General features: G+C 65.9%; 15 protein-coding genes. 9 read left to right on the top strand and 6 right to left on the bottom strand.

Annotation, left to right across the window (positions count from 1 at the left end; translation table 11 throughout):
• Positions 1 to 12 precede the first annotated feature (12 nt).
• Positions 13 to 2,682: an aconitate hydratase AcnA gene (acnA, locus tag WFH00_RS04460; protein WP_336659423.1), complete on the top strand. Its 2,670-nt coding sequence runs from the start codon at positions 13 to 15 to the stop codon at positions 2,680 to 2,682.
• A 129-nt stretch (positions 2,683 to 2,811) separates the two neighbouring features.
• Here the strand turns inward: acnA and WFH00_RS04455 are convergent, their stop codons facing one another.
• Together WFH00_RS04455 and WFH00_RS04450 are read right to left on the bottom strand one after the other, a co-directional pair.
• Positions 2,812 to 3,735: a carbon-nitrogen hydrolase family protein gene (locus tag WFH00_RS04455; protein WP_336659422.1), complete on the bottom strand. Its 924-nt coding sequence runs from the start codon at positions 3,733 to 3,735 to the stop codon at positions 2,812 to 2,814.
• Positions 3,736 to 3,757: 22 nt separating this feature from the next.
• A complete protein-coding gene (locus tag WFH00_RS04450; protein ID WP_336659421.1) occupies positions 3,758 to 5,083 on the bottom strand; it encodes an MFS transporter in 1,326 nt (441 codons plus the stop codon).
• Between the two features lie 44 nt (positions 5,084 to 5,127).
• Between WFH00_RS04450 and WFH00_RS04445 the strand changes: the two genes are divergently transcribed.
• The 8 genes from WFH00_RS04445 to dxs all read left to right on the top strand — a co-directional run bounded on the left by WFH00_RS04445 (position 5,128) and on the right by dxs (position 13,307).
• Positions 5,128 to 6,138 carry a LysR family transcriptional regulator gene (locus tag WFH00_RS04445; RefSeq protein ID WP_336659420.1) on the top strand — a complete coding sequence of 337 codons (1,011 nt, stop codon included), beginning with the start codon at positions 5,128 to 5,130 and terminating at the stop codon, positions 6,136 to 6,138.
• A gap of 48 nt (positions 6,139 to 6,186) precedes the next feature.
• Complete coding sequence (locus WFH00_RS04440) at positions 6,187 to 6,849, top strand: GntR family transcriptional regulator (protein ID WP_336659419.1); 663 nt, start codon at positions 6,187 to 6,189, stop codon at positions 6,847 to 6,849.
• Positions 6,846 to 7,736, top strand: a complete 891-nt coding sequence (locus WFH00_RS04435) for an NAD(P)-dependent oxidoreductase (protein ID WP_336659418.1) — start codon at positions 6,846 to 6,848, stop codon at positions 7,734 to 7,736. Before WFH00_RS04440 ends, WFH00_RS04435 begins: the two co-directional genes overlap by 4 nt.
• Positions 7,733 to 8,158, top strand: coding sequence for a carboxymuconolactone decarboxylase family protein (locus WFH00_RS04430; RefSeq protein ID WP_336659416.1), 426 nt, complete (start codon positions 7,733 to 7,735; stop codon positions 8,156 to 8,158). The genes WFH00_RS04435 and WFH00_RS04430 overlap by 4 nt, the downstream gene beginning before the upstream one ends.
• Before the next feature lie 27 nt (positions 8,159 to 8,185).
• Entirely contained in the window at positions 8,186 to 8,992 is an 807-nt protein-coding gene (locus WFH00_RS04425; protein ID WP_336659415.1) for an N-acyl homoserine lactonase family protein, read from the top strand.
• Entirely contained in the window at positions 8,979 to 10,232 is a 1,254-nt protein-coding gene (locus tag WFH00_RS04420) for an alpha/beta hydrolase (RefSeq protein ID WP_336659414.1), read from the top strand. Before WFH00_RS04425 ends, WFH00_RS04420 begins: the two co-directional genes overlap by 14 nt.
• Complete coding sequence (locus WFH00_RS04415; RefSeq protein WP_336659413.1) at positions 10,229 to 11,254, top strand: nitronate monooxygenase; 1,026 nt, start codon at positions 10,229 to 10,231, stop codon at positions 11,252 to 11,254. The genes WFH00_RS04420 and WFH00_RS04415 overlap by 4 nt, the downstream gene beginning before the upstream one ends.
• 100 nt (positions 11,255 to 11,354) lie before the next feature.
• A complete protein-coding gene (gene dxs, locus WFH00_RS04410; RefSeq protein ID WP_336659412.1) occupies positions 11,355 to 13,307 on the top strand; it encodes a 1-deoxy-D-xylulose-5-phosphate synthase in 1,953 nt (650 codons plus the stop codon).
• Positions 13,308 to 13,397: 90 nt separating this feature from the next.
• Here dxs and WFH00_RS04405 read toward each other — a convergent pair whose 3' ends face one another.
• From WFH00_RS04405 to WFH00_RS04390, 4 genes are all read right to left on the bottom strand, one after another.
• Positions 13,398 to 15,554: a 3-hydroxyacyl-CoA dehydrogenase NAD-binding domain-containing protein gene (locus tag WFH00_RS04405; RefSeq protein WP_336659411.1), complete on the bottom strand. Its 2,157-nt coding sequence runs from the start codon at positions 15,552 to 15,554 to the stop codon at positions 13,398 to 13,400.
• A 3-nt stretch (positions 15,555 to 15,557) separates the two neighbouring features.
• A complete protein-coding gene (locus WFH00_RS04400) occupies positions 15,558 to 16,760 on the bottom strand; it encodes a thiolase family protein (RefSeq protein ID WP_336659410.1) in 1,203 nt (400 codons plus the stop codon).
• Positions 16,761 to 16,876: 116 nt separating this feature from the next.
• The gene (locus tag WFH00_RS04395; RefSeq protein ID WP_336659409.1) at positions 16,877 to 18,067 is read right to left on the bottom strand and encodes an HRDC domain-containing protein; all 1,191 of its coding nucleotides are present in this window, start codon (positions 18,065 to 18,067) and stop codon (positions 16,877 to 16,879) included.
• A gap of 4 nt (positions 18,068 to 18,071) precedes the next feature.
• Entirely contained in the window at positions 18,072 to 18,689 is a 618-nt protein-coding gene (locus WFH00_RS04390) for a DUF3000 domain-containing protein (protein ID WP_336659740.1), read from the bottom strand.
• Positions 18,690 to 18,719: the final 30 nt, after the last annotated feature.

The following is an 18,719-nucleotide window of genomic DNA, read 5'->3' as shown; positions in this document are numbered from 1 at the left end:
TGGAGGAGCTCAATGGGAGCCGTCAACAGCTTCGACGCGAAGAGCAGCCTCGCCGTCGGCGAGAAGGAATACGGGATTTACCGCATCGACAAGGTCCCCGGGCACGAGCGGCTGCCCTACAGCCTGAAGGTGCTGCTGGAGAACCTGCTGCGTACGGAGGACGGCGCGAACGTCACCCGTCAGCACATCGAGGCGCTCGGCGGATGGGATCCCTCCGCTCAGCCCGATACCGAGATCCAGTTCACCCCCGCACGCGTGATCATGCAGGACTTCACGGGCGTTCCCTGCGTCGTCGATCTGGCAACGATGCGCGAGGCCGTAGTTGACCTCGGCGGCACGCCCGACAAGATCAACCCGCTCGCTCCGGCCGAGATGGTCATCGACCACTCGGTGATCTCTGATGTGTACGGCACGCCCGGCGCCGCCGCGCGCAACGTCGAGATCGAGTACCAGCGCAACGGTGAGCGCTACCAGTTCCTCCGCTGGGGCCAGGGCGCGTTCGACGAGTTCAAGGTCGTTCCTCCCGGGACCGGCATCGTCCACCAGGTGAACATCGAGTACCTCGCGCGCGTCACCTTCACCCGCGAGATCGATGGCGAGCTGTTCGCGTACCCCGACACCTGTGTCGGCACGGACTCCCACACGACCATGGAGAACGGTCTCGGCGTGCTCGGCTGGGGCGTCGGCGGCATTGAGGCGGAGGCGGCCATGCTCGGCCAGCCCATCTCGATGCTCATCCCGCGCGTCGTCGGCTTCAAGCTCTCGGGGGAGATTCCCGCGGGCGTCACGGCGACCGACGTGGTGCTGACCATCACGCAGATGCTCCGCAAGCACGGCGTGGTCGGCAAGTTCGTCGAGTTCTACGGCGAGGGCGTCGGTTCGGTGCCGCTCGCGAACCGCGCCACGATCGGTAACATGAGCCCCGAGTTCGGCTCCACGGCGGCGATCTTCCCGATCGACGACGTCACGCTCGATTACATGCGCCTGACCGGGCGTCCGGAGGAGCAGATCGAGCTCGTCAAGGCATACGCGCAGGCTCAGGGCATGTGGCACGATCCCTCGCGTGAGCCGGAGTTCAGCGAGTACCTCGAGCTCGACCTCGGGACGGTCGTGTCCTCGATCGCCGGCCCGAAGCGCCCGCAGGATCGCATTGAGCTCTCGAACGCGAAGAACCAGTTCGAGAACGACCTCAAGAACTACGCGCAGGCTGCAAACCCCGCGAAGGTCAAGGACGAGCAGGGCCGCGAGTTCGAGCTCGATCACGGCGCAGTCACGCTCGCGTCGATCACCTCGTGCACCAACACGTCGAACCCGTCGGTCATGCTCGCGGCGGGCGTGCTCGCGCGGAACGCCGCGGCCAAGGGCCTCAAGGCGAAGCCGTGGGTGAAGACCACGCTCGCACCGGGCTCGAAGGTCGTTACCGATTACTACGAGAAGTCGGGCTTGAACCGCGACCTCGAGGCACTCGGCTTCTACACCGTTGGCTACGGCTGCGTGACCTGCATCGGCAACTCCGGTCCGCTGAACCAGGAGATCTCGGATGCGGTGAACGAGAACGACCTCGCGGTCACCGCGGTGCTCTCGGGCAACCGTAACTTCGAGGGTCGCATCAACCCCGACATCAAGATGAACTACCTCGCGAGCCCGCCGCTCGTGATCGCGTACTCGCTCGCCGGCACCATGGACTTCGACTTCGAGACCGAGGCGCTGGGCCAGGATGAGCAGGGCAACGACGTCTTCCTGAAGGACATCTGGCCGGACCCGGTCGAGGTGCAGCGCATCGCTGACGCCTCCATCGACTCGGGGATGTTCGAGGCGAAGTACGCGACCGTGTTTGATGGCGACGAGCACTGGACCTCGCTGCCGACTCCCGACGGCGACACCTTCGCCTGGGACGAGAAGTCGACCTACGTGCGCAAGGCCCCGTACTTCGACGGCATGGAGCGCGAGCCGGCACCGGTCTCCGACATCTCCGGGGCTCGCGTGCTGCTGAAGCTCGGCGACTCGGTCACGACCGACCACATCAGCCCCGCGGGCAGCTTCAAGGCGGAGACGCCGGCCGGCCAGTACCTCGTCGCGAACGGCATCGCGCCGAAGGACTTCAACACCTACGGCTCGCGCCGTGGCAACCACGAGGTCATGATCCGCGGCACCTTCGCGAACATCCGCATTCGCAACCAGCTCCTCGACAATGTCGAGGGCGGATTCACGCGCGACTTCACGCAGGAGGGCGGCCCGCAGGCGTACGTCTACGACGCGGCGCAGAACTACCTCGCGCAGGGCACGCCGCTCGTGGTGCTCGGTGGCAAGGAGTACGGCTCCGGCTCGTCGCGCGACTGGGCAGCGAAGGGTACGAGCCTCCTTGGCGTCAAGGCGGTCATCACCGAGAGCTTCGAGCGAATTCACCGCTCCAACCTCATCGGCATGGGCGTGCTGCCGCTGCAGTTCCCCGCGGGCGAAAACGCTGACTCCCTGGGACTCGACGGAACCGAGACGTTCGACATCTCGGGTGTCACGGTGCTGAACGAGGGCACGACCCCCAAGACGGTCGCGGTGAAGGCGACGAAGGCCGACGGCTCGGTCGTCGAGTTCGACGCGGTCGTCCGCATCGACACCCCGGGTGAGGCGGACTACTACCGCAACGGTGGCATCCTCCAGTACGTGCTCCGCTCGCTCGTCTAAGCGACAGCGCGGCCCCGCTCCTCGCTGAGGTAGGGGGGCCACGCTGATCACGCGCTGCAGGAGTACAGCACAAGACCCCCGCCTTCGGTTGAGGAGCGGGGGTCTTGTCGTACCCGGTGTCGTCAGAAACTACGCTGTGAAGCTCACGCTGTTTGCTGCTTGGGTGTTCACGGTCAGGGTGAAGACGTCGGGCCGCGCGTAATGCCCGACGGAGTCGAAGTCGAGGTGAGACTTGCTCTTCACATCGAGATCGATGTCGGCATACAACACCGTTTCTTCTCCGAACACCGGCCCGGCGAGTACCTTGCCGGTCGGATCGATGATGACACTTCCTCCGCGCATGAAGTCGTCCCCGAAGGCGGGTTCGAAATCCACCTGATGCTCTGGAGGGAAGGAGTCTCGGTGAATGTACTGGCATGCGGACAACACGAAGACGCGCCCTTCGAGCGCGATATGCTGCATGGTCGATTGCCAGGTGTCCCGGTCGTCAGCGGTCGGGACGCAATAGATCTCAGTACCCTTGGCGTACATTGCCTGCCGCATCAGCGGCATGTAGTTCTCCCAGCAAATCACGGATCCGACGCGGCCGACCTCGGTGTCCATGACGTCGAGAGTCGATCCATCGCCGAAACCCCAGATGAGACGCTCGGTGCCCGTCGGCATGAGCTTCCGGTGGAAACCCACCAGGCCATCCTGAGGGTGAATGAGCAGCGCCGTGCAGTACAGGGTGTTCCCGAGCTTCTCAATCACCCCCATGACCATGGATATGCCGTGTTCCGCGGAGGCCTCAATCAGGCGGCGCACCTCGGGGCCGTCGATCGACACTGCGCTGTTGACGTAGCGAAGGTACTCCTCGCGCCCGACCTCCGTGCGCACCCCGATGGCTGCGCCATATGCGCTGCCTTTGGGATATCCGCCGAGAAACGCCTCGGGGAAAACCACGTGCTGTGCACCATTCGCGGCAACTTCAGCGATGTACTTGAGCGCCTTTTCCGTCGAAGCCTCGGTGTCGAAAATGACACTGCCGGCCTGCACTACTGCGACCTTGCTCATGAGTCTGTACCTTTCTGAACGATTAGCCGTGGCTGATATCGACGTGGCGGGTTTCCTTTAGCATCGGAACGAGCACGACGAGGGCGAGAACCGCAACCGCCATGACGTAGTAGGCCGGAGAGATCAGCGATCCGGTGCTTGCGACGAGCCATGCCGCAATGAGGGGACCGGGGCCCGCGAGCAGTGCGTAGGAGATGTTGTAGCCGAGCGAAGAACCGGTGGATCGAACCGATGCCGGGAACACCTCGACGAGCAGCACATTGCACATCACCGCGCAGCACGCGACGAAGAACGAGAACACGGTGAGTCCGAGGAACGCCAGGAACGGGACGCCGGTGTTCATGAGCATGAAGGCCGGAATGGCCCAGATGAGGAGGCCGACCACACCTGTGAGGAGTACCGGTCGACGGCCGATGCGATCCGCGATACGGCCGACCAGCGGGTTGAACGCGACGTAAACCACCATCGCTGAACCGGTGGCGAGCAGCGAGTTGAGTCGCTCCATGCCCACCGAGTTCGTGAGGTGATTATTCGAGTACGTGACGAAGTAGTAGAGACCGACGCCGAAGATGCCTGCGAAAGCGAGGGTGAGAACGAATGCGCGGAACTTGGTTCCGAGCGTCGTGATCTCGATGGTCCCGGTGGCCCGCTTGCGTTCGATCTCCTCGTACACCGGGGTGTCCTCGAGCTTCTGACGAATGTAGACGGCAACGATCGCCATGATGAGCGAGAAGAGGAACGGCACTCGCCATCCCCAGCTACTGAGCGCGGCCTCGCTCATCGTCGCCTGCAGAATCGCCGCGACGATCGTGCCCACGAGGAAGGCGATACCCGCCGTTGCGGTAACGACGCTCGCGAACTGAGCCCGCTTGTCCTTCGGCGCGCTTTCGCCGATATACGCAGCGGCGCTCGTCCATTCACCGCCGACCATCATGCCCTGAAGCAGACGAAGTGCGACGACGATGATCGGCGCAGCGACACCGATCTGTTCGAAGGACGGTGTGAGACCGATCAGCGTCGTAATGATGCCCATGCTGAGCACCGTGATGATGAGAACCGTACGCCGACCGAACTTATCTCCGATCGGACCGAGGAAGAGCGCGCCCACCGGACGGGAAATGAACCCGACGGCGAAAACCGCAAGCGACGACAGCATTTCCGCTGTGGGGTCACCCGACGGGAAGAAGGTCGCGCCGATGATTGCGGCGAAGTACCCGTAAATGGCGAAGTCGAACCACTCCATGAAGTTGCCGATACCGACAGCGAATAAGCGCTTGCGGCGATCGGCCTTCGAAAGGTCGAGGAGGTCGGCGTCGCTCCGAGGCGCGGCGCTGGTCGGTTGCTGCATGTGAGATCTCCTTCGTTCACTGCGCAGATAGATTCCACACCACTGTGCATGCCCACCTCTGTATCGTCAAATTGATAGTTAGAATGAGCTATATGAATCCGACTGATCTTCGTCGCATCGACCTCAATCTGCTCGTCATCTTCCAGGCGCTCATGCAGGAGGGGAACGTTACCCGAACAGCAGTGAAGCTCGGCTTAAGTCAGAGCGCCGTCAGCGCGGCGCTCTCACGGTTGCGCAAGCTGTTCAATGACCCCCTGTTCGAACGGTCTCGTACCGGGATGCTTCCGACCTGGCGCGCGCTCGAGATATCCGCGCGGCTGGGCCCGACCCTGTCATCCATCGCCGACGTCGTCTTCGACGAACCGGACTTCGAACCGACGACCGGAAGCCGGGTGCTCCATCTCGCCATGTCGGACGACATCGAACTGGTGCTGGCGCCATGGCTCGCAGAGCGCAAGGAGCGTCTGGGATGGACGGTGTCGTTCGCGATCCACCAGACCAACAGCACGCTCTGGAGAACGAGCCTGGAGAGCGACCGCATTGATGTCGCGCTCACCATGGCGCCGACGCAGCTTTCCTCTTCTCATCAGGCTGAAACGCTCTTCTCGAGCGGCTATCTCTGTCTCTACAACCCAGCACTTCTGGACCTGTCCGAGCCCATCAGCTATGACGAGTACCTCGAGCAGGGACACGTGAGGGTGTCGTTCGACGTGCAGCGCGGTTGGGTCGACGACCTGATGGCAGCTCGTGGCCACCAACGAAGGGTGCTGTGTTCGGTAAGTCACTTTTCCGCTCTGACGTCACTGCTCACCCGATTGCCCGGAATCGCAACATTTCCGGAGTACGCAGCGCGAGCACTCGCCGAGGCGACGGGGTTCAAGCTGAGTCGATGCCCGCTTCCCGCGCCGCGTTTCTCGATCGCCGCCATCTGGAACTCTCGCGCCGACGGGTCACCGGAGAACCTGTGGCTGAGGAAGATTCTCGGAGAGTTCGCCGATGAGATGCGGCATTCAGATCTCGACATATGGGCGAAGGCCGAATCGCCGCAGAGTTGATAAACCGAAGTGAATGGTATTACCGTAATCTCTCGAGAGGAGGCGCTCGTGACCAATAAGCAGGCCGCGCCCCTGAGGGAGCAGGCGGTTGCTACGCTTCGTGAGCGCATCGTTCGCGGGGAGTTTCCATCAGGGAGCAGACTCAAAGAGCGGGTGCTCGTCGAGGAGATCGCCATGAGCCGCACGGTGATCCGCGAGGCTCTTCGACAGCTCGAGAGTGAACGTCTCATTCACATCGAACCGAATGTCGGTCCGGTCGTTTCGGAGTTGAGCCGCGACCAGGCGCGACAACTCTACGAGGTGCGGGCTGCGCTTGAGGGAACTGCCGCCAGACTCGCAGCAGAGAACCGTACGCGCGACGAGCTCAAAGAACTGCATGATGCGTTGCTCAACATCGATGCGCACTTCGAGCCGTTCGACGACCTCCTGAGAGCGAAGGAGCGCTTTTACGCGGCGCTCATTCGGGCGAGTCACAACGACATCATCGGCGAGCAGCTCGCCGGCGTGCAGGCGCGGATCAGTCAGCTCAGAAGGGTGACGCTGCAGCAGGCGGGCCGAGGGCGCCGCATGGTCGGCGAACTTCAGCGCGTCGTGAACGCCGTGGCCGCGGGCGATGGCGAAGCGGCCTATCTCGCGAGCATCGAGCACGTTCAGGTCGCTGCTGCAATTGCGCTCGAACATCTCCAACAGCACACGGAAGCAGGCAAATGAGTACATCACTCTTCATCGGTCTCGGCCGAATGGGGCGGCCGATGGTCGGCCACATCGCACAGCGGTTCGACACGGCCGTATATGACATCGTTCCCGAGGTCACGAAGGACGTCGCGCAGGAAATCGGGGCGACCCCGCACTACGACCTGGCGCACCTCGAAGGAATCGACACCGTCATCCTGATGGCTCCGACGAGCGCGATCGTCGAATCGATCCTGATCGACTCCGGCGTTCTCGACGGGCTCAGCACGGGTTCGCTCATCATCGATATGGGGTCGAGTGTGCCTGCGAGCACCCAGAAGCTCGCGGCCCTCGCAGCGGCGCGGGGAATCGATTACGTCGACGCTCCTGTGTCCGGCGGCATCGCGAAAGCTGCCACGGGCGAGCTCGCGATGCTCGTGGGCGGGGAGCCGAGCGCGATCGAACGGGCCATGCCGTTCATCGAAGCGGTCGGTGCGGACGTCGTGGTCGTCGGCGGAAGCGGCGCGGGGCATGCCGCCAAGGCGATCAACAATCTCGTGAGCGCGAGCAACCAAGCTATCGTCGCCGAAGCGCTCATTCGCGGGAAGGCCGCCGGGATCGAGCCCGAGCGAATGGTCGCGGTACTGAACTCATCGACAGGCATGAGCCAGGCCAGCCAGGTGAAGTTCCCGAACCACGTGCTCACCGGCACGTACGCATCGAAGTTCTCCTATGACCTGATGCTCAAGGACATGGGTATCGCGATGGGCATCGATGCGCCCGCGGCATCCACTCCGCTTACTCAGGCATCTTACGAGCTGCTCGTTCGCGCGCGGGAGACGCTCGGCGAGGCGCCCGATCACACGGAGATCACGCGCGGCTATGAACGACTTTTTCACACCACCATCGTCAAGGAGGAAGCATGACCGACAATTCCACAACCCCGCAGGAATACATCGACGAAATGGCCCGCAAGCGCGGGTATGTGCTCGATTACCACAAGAAGATGGCGCAGGCAGACTTCGAGGTGCTGCAGGCGGCGAACGGTATCGTATCGGCGGCCTACCTCAACCAGCGGAAGCTCGATCGCAAGGTGAAGGAGCTCATCTTCATCGTGTCGCTCACCGTGATGCGCGCTTCAAAGGGTCATATTCAGTCCCACATTCGCGTAGCGCTCGATCTGGGGGTGCCCGCCGAAGAGATTCTCGAGGCGATCGAGATCGCGCTTCCCGAGGCCGGTGTTGTCGCGTTCCAGACGGGCTTCGACGCGTGGGCAGAAGTTGTGGGCATCGAGGGCCTCGAGCCATCCGTGAAGGTGCACGAGGGCGGATCAGGCTCCGCGGAATAACCTGCAACAGAACGAGAAGGGCCGCGCATGACCTCGTCTGACTCCTGGGAGATCACCGTCATTCGCCACGGCATCCGCCATGCGACGCGGAGTGAGGCGTACATGAGCTACGGCTTCTATGGCGAACCCGATGGCGAACACACCACCGCCTACTACCTCTGGATACTTCGCAACGGTGACCAGGTGATTCACGTCGACACCGGGTACTCGACGGCGGGCGCGCGCAAGCGAGGGCGCACCGTTCTCATCGATCCGTTGGAGGCGCTCGCTCACTTGGGGTGCAGCGCCTCCGACGGGAACCCGGTCGTAGTGACCCACGCGCACTACGACCACATCGGCAACGTCGCGGCCTTCGACCGCTCGCCGATCTATATCGCCGCGTCTGAGTTCGAGTTTTGGACCAGTGACCTCGCGCCCCGAACGCTCTTCTCGCACTTCGGCGATCAAGATGAGGTCGCGCACCTGGTCGCTGCTCGCGCTGACGGGCGACTGCGGGAATTCAGCGGCCGACTGGAACTCGCCCCCGGGGTCGAACTCATCGAAGTGGGTGGGCACACGCCCGGCCAGCTTGTCGTGCTCGTGAACACGCGGGCGGGCCGCGTGTTGCTCGCCTCGGACGCCGCGCACTTCCACGAGGAACTGGAACGGGACATGCTCTTCGCGTCCATGGCTGACCTCCCGCAGTCCTATCGAACTCTCGATTGGATTCGTGAACAGGAAGACCTCATTGTGGTGACCGGTCACGATGAAGCCGAGCTGGGTCGTTTTATTCCGCTCGAGGGGCCGCTCTCCGAGCACGCGGTCAAAATTGGAGGCTCTGATGACAGAAGGTAAAGTTCGAACTCCTGCGACCCGCCTGTCGCGCCGTGCCGAGGCGGCGGCGAACGATGCGGCGGTCGCCGCGATCTCGCGCGGCGCGTCGGTCGCATTCCGACTCATCGGCGATTCATTCGACGTCGGCCTCCGGGTGGATTCCGGAGAAGTCAGTCTTTCGAAGGACTCCCACGGCCTCGATTGCGATTTCACGCTGACTGCGGCTGATGACGTATGGGAGGGCCTCACCGACGACGAGCCGCCCGCCGGCGAGCACAGTGTGGTCACTCTCGTCAGGCAGGGCCTCGTGAAGCTCTCGGGGGAGCAACTCGCCTACGACCGGCACGTGCAGATCGTGCGAGCATTCGTCGACGCGATTCGCGAAGCGAGATCCACCGCGCCCCTCGGCCGTCCGCTCACCGCAACCGGGAGCTACCACCGCATTGAAACATCGCTCGGCGTGACCGACGTGTATGTCGAGCGTCAAGGATCGGGCCCGCAGCTGCTCGCCTGCGCGACAGCGGGGAGCCAGACGTCGCAGTGGCACGGCATCATGACGCACACCGACCTCACGGATCGATACGAGCTCATCACGGTCGACCTGCCCTGGCACGGACGCACATCGCCCGCATGGGATCAACCGGTGGGCAGCTATCGCCTCACACCCGACCGTTACACCGAGTTCCTAGTCGCCGTCGCCGACGCTCTCGAACTGGAAGCTCCCATACTCGTGGGGGTGTCCATGGGCGGCGCCGCCGTCGTGCACGCCATCGCAACACACCCGAAGCGATTTGCGGGTGCCGTCGGTTGTCAGGCCGGGCCGTCGGTCACCGCGCGAGCGAACGAGCATCTCCGAGGCACCCGCGTCAACCCGGCCCTCTTCATTCCGGAGTGGACCTACGGGCTCATGAATCCGGCCTCACCCGAACCGTTCAAGCAGCGCGTGTGGTGGGGGTACTCTTCCGGCGGGCACGGACTCTACGCCGCCGACATCGACTCGTATTTGAGCTGGAACGTCGACAGCGTGCAGACGAAGCTCACTCCCGAGCTGCCGCACATCGCGATACTCAGCGGTGTGTTCGACACGAGCGTTCCGAGCTCGGCGTCCGAAGAGCTTGCCCGTCGAATTCCGAATGCTTCGTTCCGCACGATGCCGGAACTCGGTCATTTTCCGCACGCGGAGAACCCGCCGATCTTCGCCCGGCACCTTGAAGCGGCTCTCGAGCGCGTGCAAGCTGGTGCGGAGGGGGGATCACTATGAACGAGTCACTTCTGCAAACCGCGCTTCCGCTCGTCGCCGCACCCATGGCCGGAGGAACCACCACGGTGGCGCTCGTCGAATCCGCGGCTCGCACCGGTGCACTCGGCATGGTCGCCGGTGGGTATCTTTCCGCCGATGCGCTCGCGAGTCAGATAGGGGAGGTGCGCGGTCGAGGCCTCGAGCACTTCGGAGTGAATCTCTTCGTCCCCGACGAATCGGCTGTCGACTCCGAGGGGTTCGCGCAGTTCGCTCGCGAGATCTCTGATGAAGCGGCAGCCTACGGCTTGGAGCTCGATCCGCATCCCCGCAGCGATGACGACGGGTGGGATGAGAAGGTGGATCTTCTTTGCAAGGATCCGGTGCCGCTGGTGTCGTTCACCTTCGGGCTCGCGCCAACCGCGGACATCGTTCGACTCCAGCGGGCAGGCTCAGCGGTCGTCGCCACGGTGACCAACGCCGCTGAGGCTCAGGCCGCGGGTGAAGCCGGCGTCGACGCTCTCATCGTGCAGGGGCCGCGGGCCGGCGGGCATTCCGGCGCGTGGGATCCGCATCGCGGTATCGCGGATGCGCGGACCGCTGACGTGGTCGCGGCGGTGGGAGCGGTCACGCAGCTCCCGCTTATCGCTGCGGGCGGAGTTGACGGGCCCGCCGCCGTGCAGGCGCTCTTGAGCGCAGGGGCGACATCCGTTCAGGTCGGAACGTTGCTGCTGCGAAGCGATGAGGCGGGCACTAAGGATGTGCACCGTGAGGCGCTCGCTGATCCGCATTCGCCGGACACCGCGATCACGCGGGCGTTCACCGGGAGGCCGGCGCGAGCGATTCGCAACGGCTTCGTGAGCCGGCACGAGCGTCACGAGATCACGGCCTATCCTGCCGTGCACCACCTCACGCGCGAGCTCCGCAGTCGCGCGGCTGCGGCGGGCGATCGCGACCGAGTGCACCTGTGGGCGGGTACCGGGTATCGCGCGGCCCGCGATGGAGCGGTCGCGGACACGCTTCGCTGGCTCGCAAGTTCACTCTGACCGGAGGACGACGCATACGCTCCGCGGATCCGCCGATGCCCCGTGGCTAGACTAAGGAGATGCTCCGCTCGCCCGGGCGGACGGAAACGGAGGTCCACGCGTGGCGATCCTGGATCGCATCGAAGGCCCCCGTGATCTCGATGCGCTAACGCCGGAGGAGTGTAGCGAACTCGCCGCGGAGATTCGCGAGTTCCTCATCGAGGCCGTGACGCGCACCGGAGGGCACCTGGGCCCGAACCTCGGCGTCGTCGAACTCACGATTGCGCTCCACCGGGTATTCGACTCGCCGCGAGACCCGATCGTCTTCGACACGGGCCACCAGAGCTACGTCCACAAGCTCCTCACCGGACGCAAAGATTTCTCGGCGCTCCGCACCCGGGGCGGGCTCGCCGGCTACCCGCAGCGCGCCGAGTCGGAGCACGACATCGTGGAGAGCTCGCACGCCTCAAGCTCGCTGAGCTGGGCCGACGGCATCTCCCGGGCGTTCGCACGCCGCGCCCAGAGCGACCCCTCCCAGCAGCACCGCCACGTCGTCGCGGTCGTCGGCGACGGCGCGCTCACGGGCGGCATGACCTGGGAAGCCCTGAACAACATCACCGACGACAACGACCGCGACCTCGTGCTCGTGGTGAACGACAATGGCCGTTCCTACGCCCCGACCATCGGCGGCATGGCGCGCTTCTTGAACTCGGTCCGCTCGAAAGAGGCGTATCGCGAGCTCCAGGAGGGCAGCGAGAAGCTGTTCTCGCGCCTGGGCACACCGGGTCGCACCGTCTACCGCGCCGCGCGAGGCGCCATGCGCGGCTTCGTGAGTCGCGCCTCGAACAACCAGGATCTCTACTCGAACCTCGACATCAAGTACCTCGGCCCCGTCGACGGCCACGACCTGGCCGCGGTAGAGGAGGTGCTGCGGCAGGCGAAGGGCTACGGCCGCCCGACCCTCGTGCACGTCATCACGGAGAAGGGTCGCGGCTACGCACTCGCGGAGAACGACCTCGCCGACCAGTTCCACGCGATCGGCCAGATCGATCCGGGCAGCGGCGAGCCGCTCGAGGCCTCCCGCGGCCGCAGTTGGACCTCGGTGTTCCGGGATCGCATTGTCGAACTCGCCGAGGCAGACGAACGCATCGTCGGGATCACCGCCGCGATGCTCGCCCCGACCGGCCTCGACCGTCTCGCGGCGCTCCACCCCGGCCGGGTCATCGACGTCGGCATCGCCGAGCAGCACGCGGTGGCGAGCGCCGCGGGACTCGCCTACGGTGGCATGCACCCCGTCGTTGCCGTGTACGCGACCTTCATGAATCGCGCGTTCGACCAGCTCCTGATGGACGTCGCGCTGCACCGGGCGGGCGTCACCTTCGTCCTCGATCGCGCGGGCATCACCGGCCCCGACGGGGCGAGCCACAACGGAGTCTGGGATCTCGCCACGCTCCAGGTCGTTCCGGGCATCCGGATCGCCGCGCCCCGTGACGCGGCAACCCTCGAGGAGCTCCTCGGCGAGGCCGTCGCGATCGATGACGGCCCGACGGTGATCCGGTATCCGAAGGGCGCGGTGGGGGAGGCGCTCCCCGCACTCGCGCGCACCGCGGACGGCGTGGACGTGCTTCGCGCTGCGGGCGGATCCGCCGCCCCGACGGGCCACGGCGACGTCCTCTTCATCGCGGTCGGGCCGATGGTGCAGGTCGCGCTCGAGGCCGCCGAGCTGCTCGAGGCGGAGGGCATCACGGCCACGGTGCTCGACCCCAGATGGGTCGTGCCGGTCGCCGAGTCGCTCGTCTCCGCCGCTCGCGATCACCGCCTCGTCATCACGATCGAGGACGGCATCCGTGTCGGCGGCGTCGGCACCCGCATGCGCCAGGCCTTCCGCGACGCGGGGGTCGACACGCCCGTCAGCGAGCTGGGCACGCCCGACGCGTTTCCGGATCACGCCTCGCGCTCCGAGCTCCTCGCCGACGCGGGCCTCACGGCGCCTCAGATCGCGGCGACGGTCACCGAGCAGGTCAGAGGGCGGCGGATCCCCTTCGCCCGACCCACCGCGCGCTCTCAGGCGTAACCGCGTCTCCGACACCAATTGGGCGCCCGGTGTGCACGATCCGGAGAACGTGTGCGTCGGGCGCCCAAAGGTGCTCGGTGCGAAGCGGAGCTACTCGGAGCGGCGGCCCGCCACGCGCGGCTCGTGGAACGTACCACCGAAGACGCGCTCGCTCGCGCCGGAGCGGTCGAGGTACGGCGTCGCCCCGCCCGCCTGGAACGGCCAACCGGCGCCCAGAATCAGGCAGAGGTCGATGTCCTCGGCTGCGGCCACGACTCCACCCTCGGGATCCGAGTCGTCGAGCATGATCCGGATTTCGCGGGCGAGCTCGTCCTCCACGCGACGCAGGATCTCCTCCTCGGTGACCGCCGTCTTGCCCAGGGTCACGGCCTTGCGGCCAGCCTTCGACAGATCCTCGACCTTGCCCGACTTCGACTTGGTGAGCGGCCCGTCGACCTCAGCGAGGCGGTGCAGATTCTCGGAGGCGTAGAAGCGATCCGGGAAGGCGTGAACCATGGTGTCCTGCACGTGCGCCGCGACCTTCCAGCCGACCAGATCGATGAGCTCGAACGGACCCATGGGAAGCCCGATCGGCGCCAGCGACCGCTCGACGACCGGCATCGGCGTGCCCTCGTCGAGCGCGCGAGCCGCTTCGCCCATCACCTTCGCGAGCAGGCGGTTCACGACGAAACCGGGGCGATCCGCAGTGATAACCGCGCTCTTGCCGAGCTTCTTCGCGATGAGCATCGCGGTCGCGAGCGTCTCGTCGTCGGTCGGTCCCGTGCGCACCACCTCGATGAGCGGCATCACGGCGACGGGGTTGAAGAAGTGGAACCCGACGAGCCGCTCGGGGTGAGCGAGCTTCTCGCCGATCTCGTCGACGGAGAGCGAGGAGGTGTTCGTCGCGAGCACCGCGGTCTCCGAGATGATCGGCTCGATCTCCGCGAACACCTGCTGCTTCACGCCGAGCTCCTCGAACACGGCCTCGATGACCCAGTCGCAGTCGGCGTACTCGGTCTTGTCCGTCGTGCCCCTGACCAGCGCGGTGATCTGATTCGCATCGTCTTCGCTCAGACGACCCTTGTCACGCATCTTCGCAATCTCACCGCGGATGTAGTCGAGGCCCTTGTCGACGCGCGACTGGTCGAGGTCGGTGATGAGCACCGGCACGCGCAGCTTGCGCGCGAACAGCAGCGCGAACTGGCTCGCCATGAGTCCGGCGCCGATCACGCCGACCTTCTGCACCGGCTTGGCGAGCGACTTGTCGGGCGCGCCCGCAGGTCGCTTCGCGCGCTTCTGCACGAGGTCGAAAGCATAGATCGACGCAGCGAACTGGTCGCCCGAGATCAACTCGGCGAGCGCGTCATCTTCGCGCTCGAACCCGCGCACCATGTCGTTGTCGCGCGCAGATCCCAGCAGTTCGAGCGCGACATACGGGGCACGCGCCGCCGTGCCGATGCGCGACTTCAAGGTCTCCCGCGCGATCTTGATCGCTGCCGGCCACTTCGTCAGGCGCTCGAGCTTGCCGGGCACGTGCGGGCGTTCGACCGCGACCGAGCCCTGAAGCACACCGTCAGCCCACTGGATCGAGCGCTCCAGGAAGCTCGCAGCACCGAAGATCGCGTCGAAGAGCCCCAGTTCGAAGGCCTGCTGGGGCTTCAGCGTGCGGTTGTTCTTGAGCGGGTTCGAGACGATGACCTCGAGCGCGTTCTCGATGCCGATGAGGTTCGGCACGATGGTGGCTCCGCCCCAGCCGGGAATGATGCCGAGGAAGACCTCGGGGAACGCGAGCGCCGCGGCCGACGCATCGACGGTGCGGTAGGTGCAGTGCAGTGCGATCTCCATCGCGCCGCCGAGCGCGAGGCCGTTCACGAACGCGAACGATGGCACGCCGAGCTGCCCGAACTTGCCGAGCACGAAGTGCCCGTACTGCGCCATGAGTCGCGCGTTCTGCTCCGTCGCCAGCGACGACACCTTCGACAGGTCCGCGCCCGCCGCGAAGATGAAGGGCTTGCCTGTCACGGCGACGGCGGTGATCTCGCCCGCGGCGGCGCGTTGCTGCAACTCGTCGAGCACGCCGGAGAGCGCCTCCAGACTGCGAGGGCCCAGGGTGTTCGGCCTCGTGTGATCCCGCCCGTTATCGAGCGTGATGAGCGCGAGCGTGCCGCCCGAGGGGAGCGCGATGTCGCGCGCGAAGGCCTCGGTGACGACCTCGTCTTCAGACGCCTCGATGAGCGGTGAGAAATCGATGCTGCGGTAGTCGGTCATGGCCTACTTCCTCTTCTTGCCGTCGAAATGCGGGTTCTCCCAGATTGCCGTGCCGCCCTGGCCGAGGCCCACGCACATCGCCGTGACGCCGTAGCGCACGTCGGGCCGCTGCGAGAACTGGCGCGCGAGCTGCGTCATGAGACGCACGCCCGAGGCCGCGAGCGGGTGCCCGAACGCGATCGCACCGCCCCACGGGTTCACTCGGGGATCCTCGTCGTCGATGCCGAAGTGGTCGGTGAACGAGAGCACCTGCACCGCGAACGCCTCGTTGAGCTCGAAGAGGCCGATGTCGTCGATCGTGAGGCCGGCGCGCTTCAGCGCCTTCTCCGTCGATGGCACCGGGCCGAGGCCCATGACCTCGGGCTCGACGCCGGCGAAGCCGAAGCCGACGAGGCGCATCTTCGCGCTGAGCCCCAACTCCTTCGCGGTGTCGGCGCCTGCGAGCAGCGACACGGTCGCACCGTCGGTGAGCGGCGAAGCGTTGCCCGCCGTCACGCGCCCGTGCGGGCGGAACGGCGTCTTCAGCGTCGCGAGCGCCTCCATTGTGGTGCCGGGGCGGCGGCCCTCGTCCTCCGTAGCGAGCCCCCAGCCCGACGCGGTGCGCGTCGCGACCGGAATGAGATCCGCCTGGATGTCGCCGCGGTCGTAGGCCTCCTGCACCTTCTGCTGGCTGCGCATGCCGAAGCGATCGGCGCGCTCCTTTGTGAGGGCGGGGAAGCGGTCGTGCAGGCGCTCAGCGGTGATGCCCATGTTGAGTGCGTCCGGGCTCACGAGCTTCTCGGCGACGAACCGCGGGTTCGGGTCGGCATCGAGGCCGATCGGGTGCCGCCCCATGTGCTCGACGCCGCCGGCGACCGCGATGTCGTACTGCCCTGCGCCGATCGCGGCACCCATGAAGGATGCGACCGTGAGCGCGCCCGCGCACATGCGGTCGAGGGCGAAGCCCGGCACCGTCACCGGGATTCCCGCGAGCATCGACACAGTGCGGCCGAGCGTCAGCCCCTGATCGCCTTGCTGCGTCGTCGCGGCGATTCCCACGTCATCGATGCGATCGAGCGGGAGCTCGGGGTTGCGCTCGATGAGTCCCTGCAGCGCCTTGACCGCGAGGTCGTCGGCTCGAGTTCCTGCGTACATTCCCTTGTCGCCGGCTCGACCGAACGGGGTACGCACCCCGTCTACGAACACGACGTCTCTCATTGCGGCCACTTCGCCTCCATCAGCATTGGTGATCTGCGTCCTCATCTATCCTAGAGAGACGGAGTGTCAGCGGGAACCGTCCGCGCGCGCATCCACGGAGATCACGCGGATCTTCCGGCGCCGAGTTATGCGAGGTCTACAAAAGCCTCGGCGATGATTGGTGCAGTAATGCCAACCTGCCAGTTGCGCGCGCCGAGTTCGGTGAGACGGAGTGCGATGCCCTCTGCAGAGCGATCACTCGGAGGGCGATAGGCGATCCTGCGCAGGGTGTCGGGAGTCAGCAGATTCTCGAGCGGGATCCGCCGCTCGTTCGCCTCCGCCTCGATCGCGGGGCGCGCCGCTTCCAGACGAGCCGCCGCTTCGGGATGCCGCTGCGCCCACCCGCGATGATGCGGAATGGAATCGGGATCGCGCTCCTTCTGCCCGGGGAGATCGTCGGTCGTCTTACCGCGAAGGATCGCGGCCCACCAGCGATTGAGCTCGGTGCGGCTCGCCCTCCCGCGGAAGGTCGCCATGCGCGCGAGGTCGCCCGCGGAGCGAGGGTTCGCGACGGCGGCGGCGACGATCGAGACGTCCGGGATCAGCCGACCGGGGGCGACATCCCGCTCGCGCGCCAGCGCATCGCGGACGAGCCACAGCTCACGCGCGATCGCGAGGGCGCGCGGCGTCTTGATCACGTGACCCCCGGAGAGGCGCCGCCAGGGATCCTTGGCTCGGGGCTTCTCCGGCCGGAGGCGCACCGCTTCGAACTCCTGCCGCGCGAACTCCGCCTTCTCCTGCTCGTCGAGCTCGGCCGCGATCACGTCTCGCAGATCCGGGAGCAGCGCGACGTCGAACGCTGCGTACTCGAGCCACGACTCGGGCAGGGGCCGCTGCGACCAGTCGGCGGCGGAGTGTGCTTTCTCGAGCGTGATGCCGAGCGTCGACTCGACGATCGTTCCGAGGCCCACCCGCTCGTACCCGAGCAGCCGGGCGGCGAGTTCCGTGTCGAAGATCCGCTCCGGCACGAGGCCGATCGCGGCGAGGCACGGCAGATCCTGGGACGCCGCGTGGAAGACCCACTCGGCCGCCGCGATAGCGCGCTGCAGCGGCATGAAGTCGGCGATCCCGATCGGGTCGATCAGGAAAGTCCCGGCACCGCGGCGGAACACCTGCACGAGGTAGGCCTCCGAGCCGTAGCGGAAGCCGGATGCCCGCTCGGCGTCGATCCCGACCGGACCCTCGCCTGCGGCCAGAGCTGCGGCCGCGGCGGAGAGCCCCTCCGGGTCGACGACCATGTTCCAGTGGACTTCGAGCTCCGACTGGGAGATCGTCATGCGGTTATGCCCCTTCTGCAGCCTGACGCGAGCGTCGCGCCGCGATGGAGTCTATTCCCTCCGCATGGGGCAGACCGGCCAGGAGGCACAGCAGCTCGGACCACACCTCCGCGTGCGCGCTGAAATCGGGGCCGTGCGGAGTCCACGAGGCTCGCAGTTCGATCTGCGCGGAATCACCGCGCGCTTCGAGGGCACCGTAGCTGCTCGACAGGGTCTTCGTCGCCGTCGCGGAGAGATACGTGTATTGGGCGTCGCGCGAGTCGAGCGCATCGACGAGCCACGACCACGCGACATCGGTGATGAACGGGTCAACGCCGATCTCGAGCTCGAGCGGCGCCTGCGCGAAGCACACGATCCGATACTCGCCGCCCCACTCCTCGACCGCATCGGGGTCGTGCATCAGCACGATCCGCCCCGCTCCGTAAGGTGAATCGGTCGCCATGTCGTCGCCATCGTCGCGTTGCGCCCCGCGAGCGACTCCGGCGGCGAGAGCGATCGACCGCGGCGCGATCCGCTCAGGCGCCGGAATCTCCTGAGAGACGAGCTCGTTGCGCAACCGAGCGCCTCGGAGCTGCGCTGCTGCCGCGTCGAAATCGACCGGGGCGCCCTTGATGCGTGCCATCACACAGGCGACACTAGAGTTTGTTGTACG

This window comes from Leucobacter sp. USHLN153 (assembly GCF_037145615.1).
In the GTDB taxonomy this organism is placed as follows: Bacteria; Actinomycetota; Actinomycetes; order Actinomycetales; family Microbacteriaceae; genus Leucobacter.
The sequence above is the reverse complement of the archived record's forward strand: the minus strand, read 5'-3'. Positions and strand labels throughout refer to the sequence as shown.

What these genes read in the sequence shown, in the direction of transcription:
- WFH00_RS04455 (WP_336659422.1), bottom strand. Translation starts at nt 3,735, where the DNA reads ATGAGCAAGGTCGCAGTAGTGCAGGCCGGCAGTGTCATTTTCGACACC.
- WFH00_RS04405 (WP_336659411.1), bottom strand. Translation starts at nt 15,554, where the DNA reads ATGACCGACTACCGCAGCATCGATTTCTCACCGCTCATCGAGGCGTCT.
- WFH00_RS04395 (WP_336659409.1), bottom strand. Translation starts at nt 18,067, where the DNA reads ATGACGATCTCCCAGTCGGAGCTCGAAGTCCACTGGAACATGGTCGTC.
- WFH00_RS04430 (WP_336659416.1), top strand. Translation starts at nt 7,733, where the DNA reads ATGACCGACAATTCCACAACCCCGCAGGAATACATCGACGAAATGGCC.
- WFH00_RS04415 (WP_336659413.1), top strand. Translation starts at nt 10,229, where the DNA reads ATGAACGAGTCACTTCTGCAAACCGCGCTTCCGCTCGTCGCCGCACCC.
- WFH00_RS04390 (WP_336659740.1), bottom strand. Translation starts at nt 18,689, where the DNA reads ATGGCACGCATCAAGGGCGCCCCGGTCGATTTCGACGCGGCAGCAGCG.
- WFH00_RS04435 (WP_336659418.1), top strand. Translation starts at nt 6,846, where the DNA reads ATGAGTACATCACTCTTCATCGGTCTCGGCCGAATGGGGCGGCCGATG.
- WFH00_RS04425 (WP_336659415.1), top strand. Translation starts at nt 8,186, where the DNA reads ATGACCTCGTCTGACTCCTGGGAGATCACCGTCATTCGCCACGGCATC.
- acnA (WP_336659423.1), top strand. Translation starts at nt 13, where the DNA reads ATGGGAGCCGTCAACAGCTTCGACGCGAAGAGCAGCCTCGCCGTCGGC.
- WFH00_RS04420 (WP_336659414.1), top strand. Translation starts at nt 8,979, where the DNA reads ATGACAGAAGGTAAAGTTCGAACTCCTGCGACCCGCCTGTCGCGCCGT.
- WFH00_RS04450 (WP_336659421.1), bottom strand. Translation starts at nt 5,083, where the DNA reads ATGCAGCAACCGACCAGCGCCGCGCCTCGGAGCGACGCCGACCTCCTC.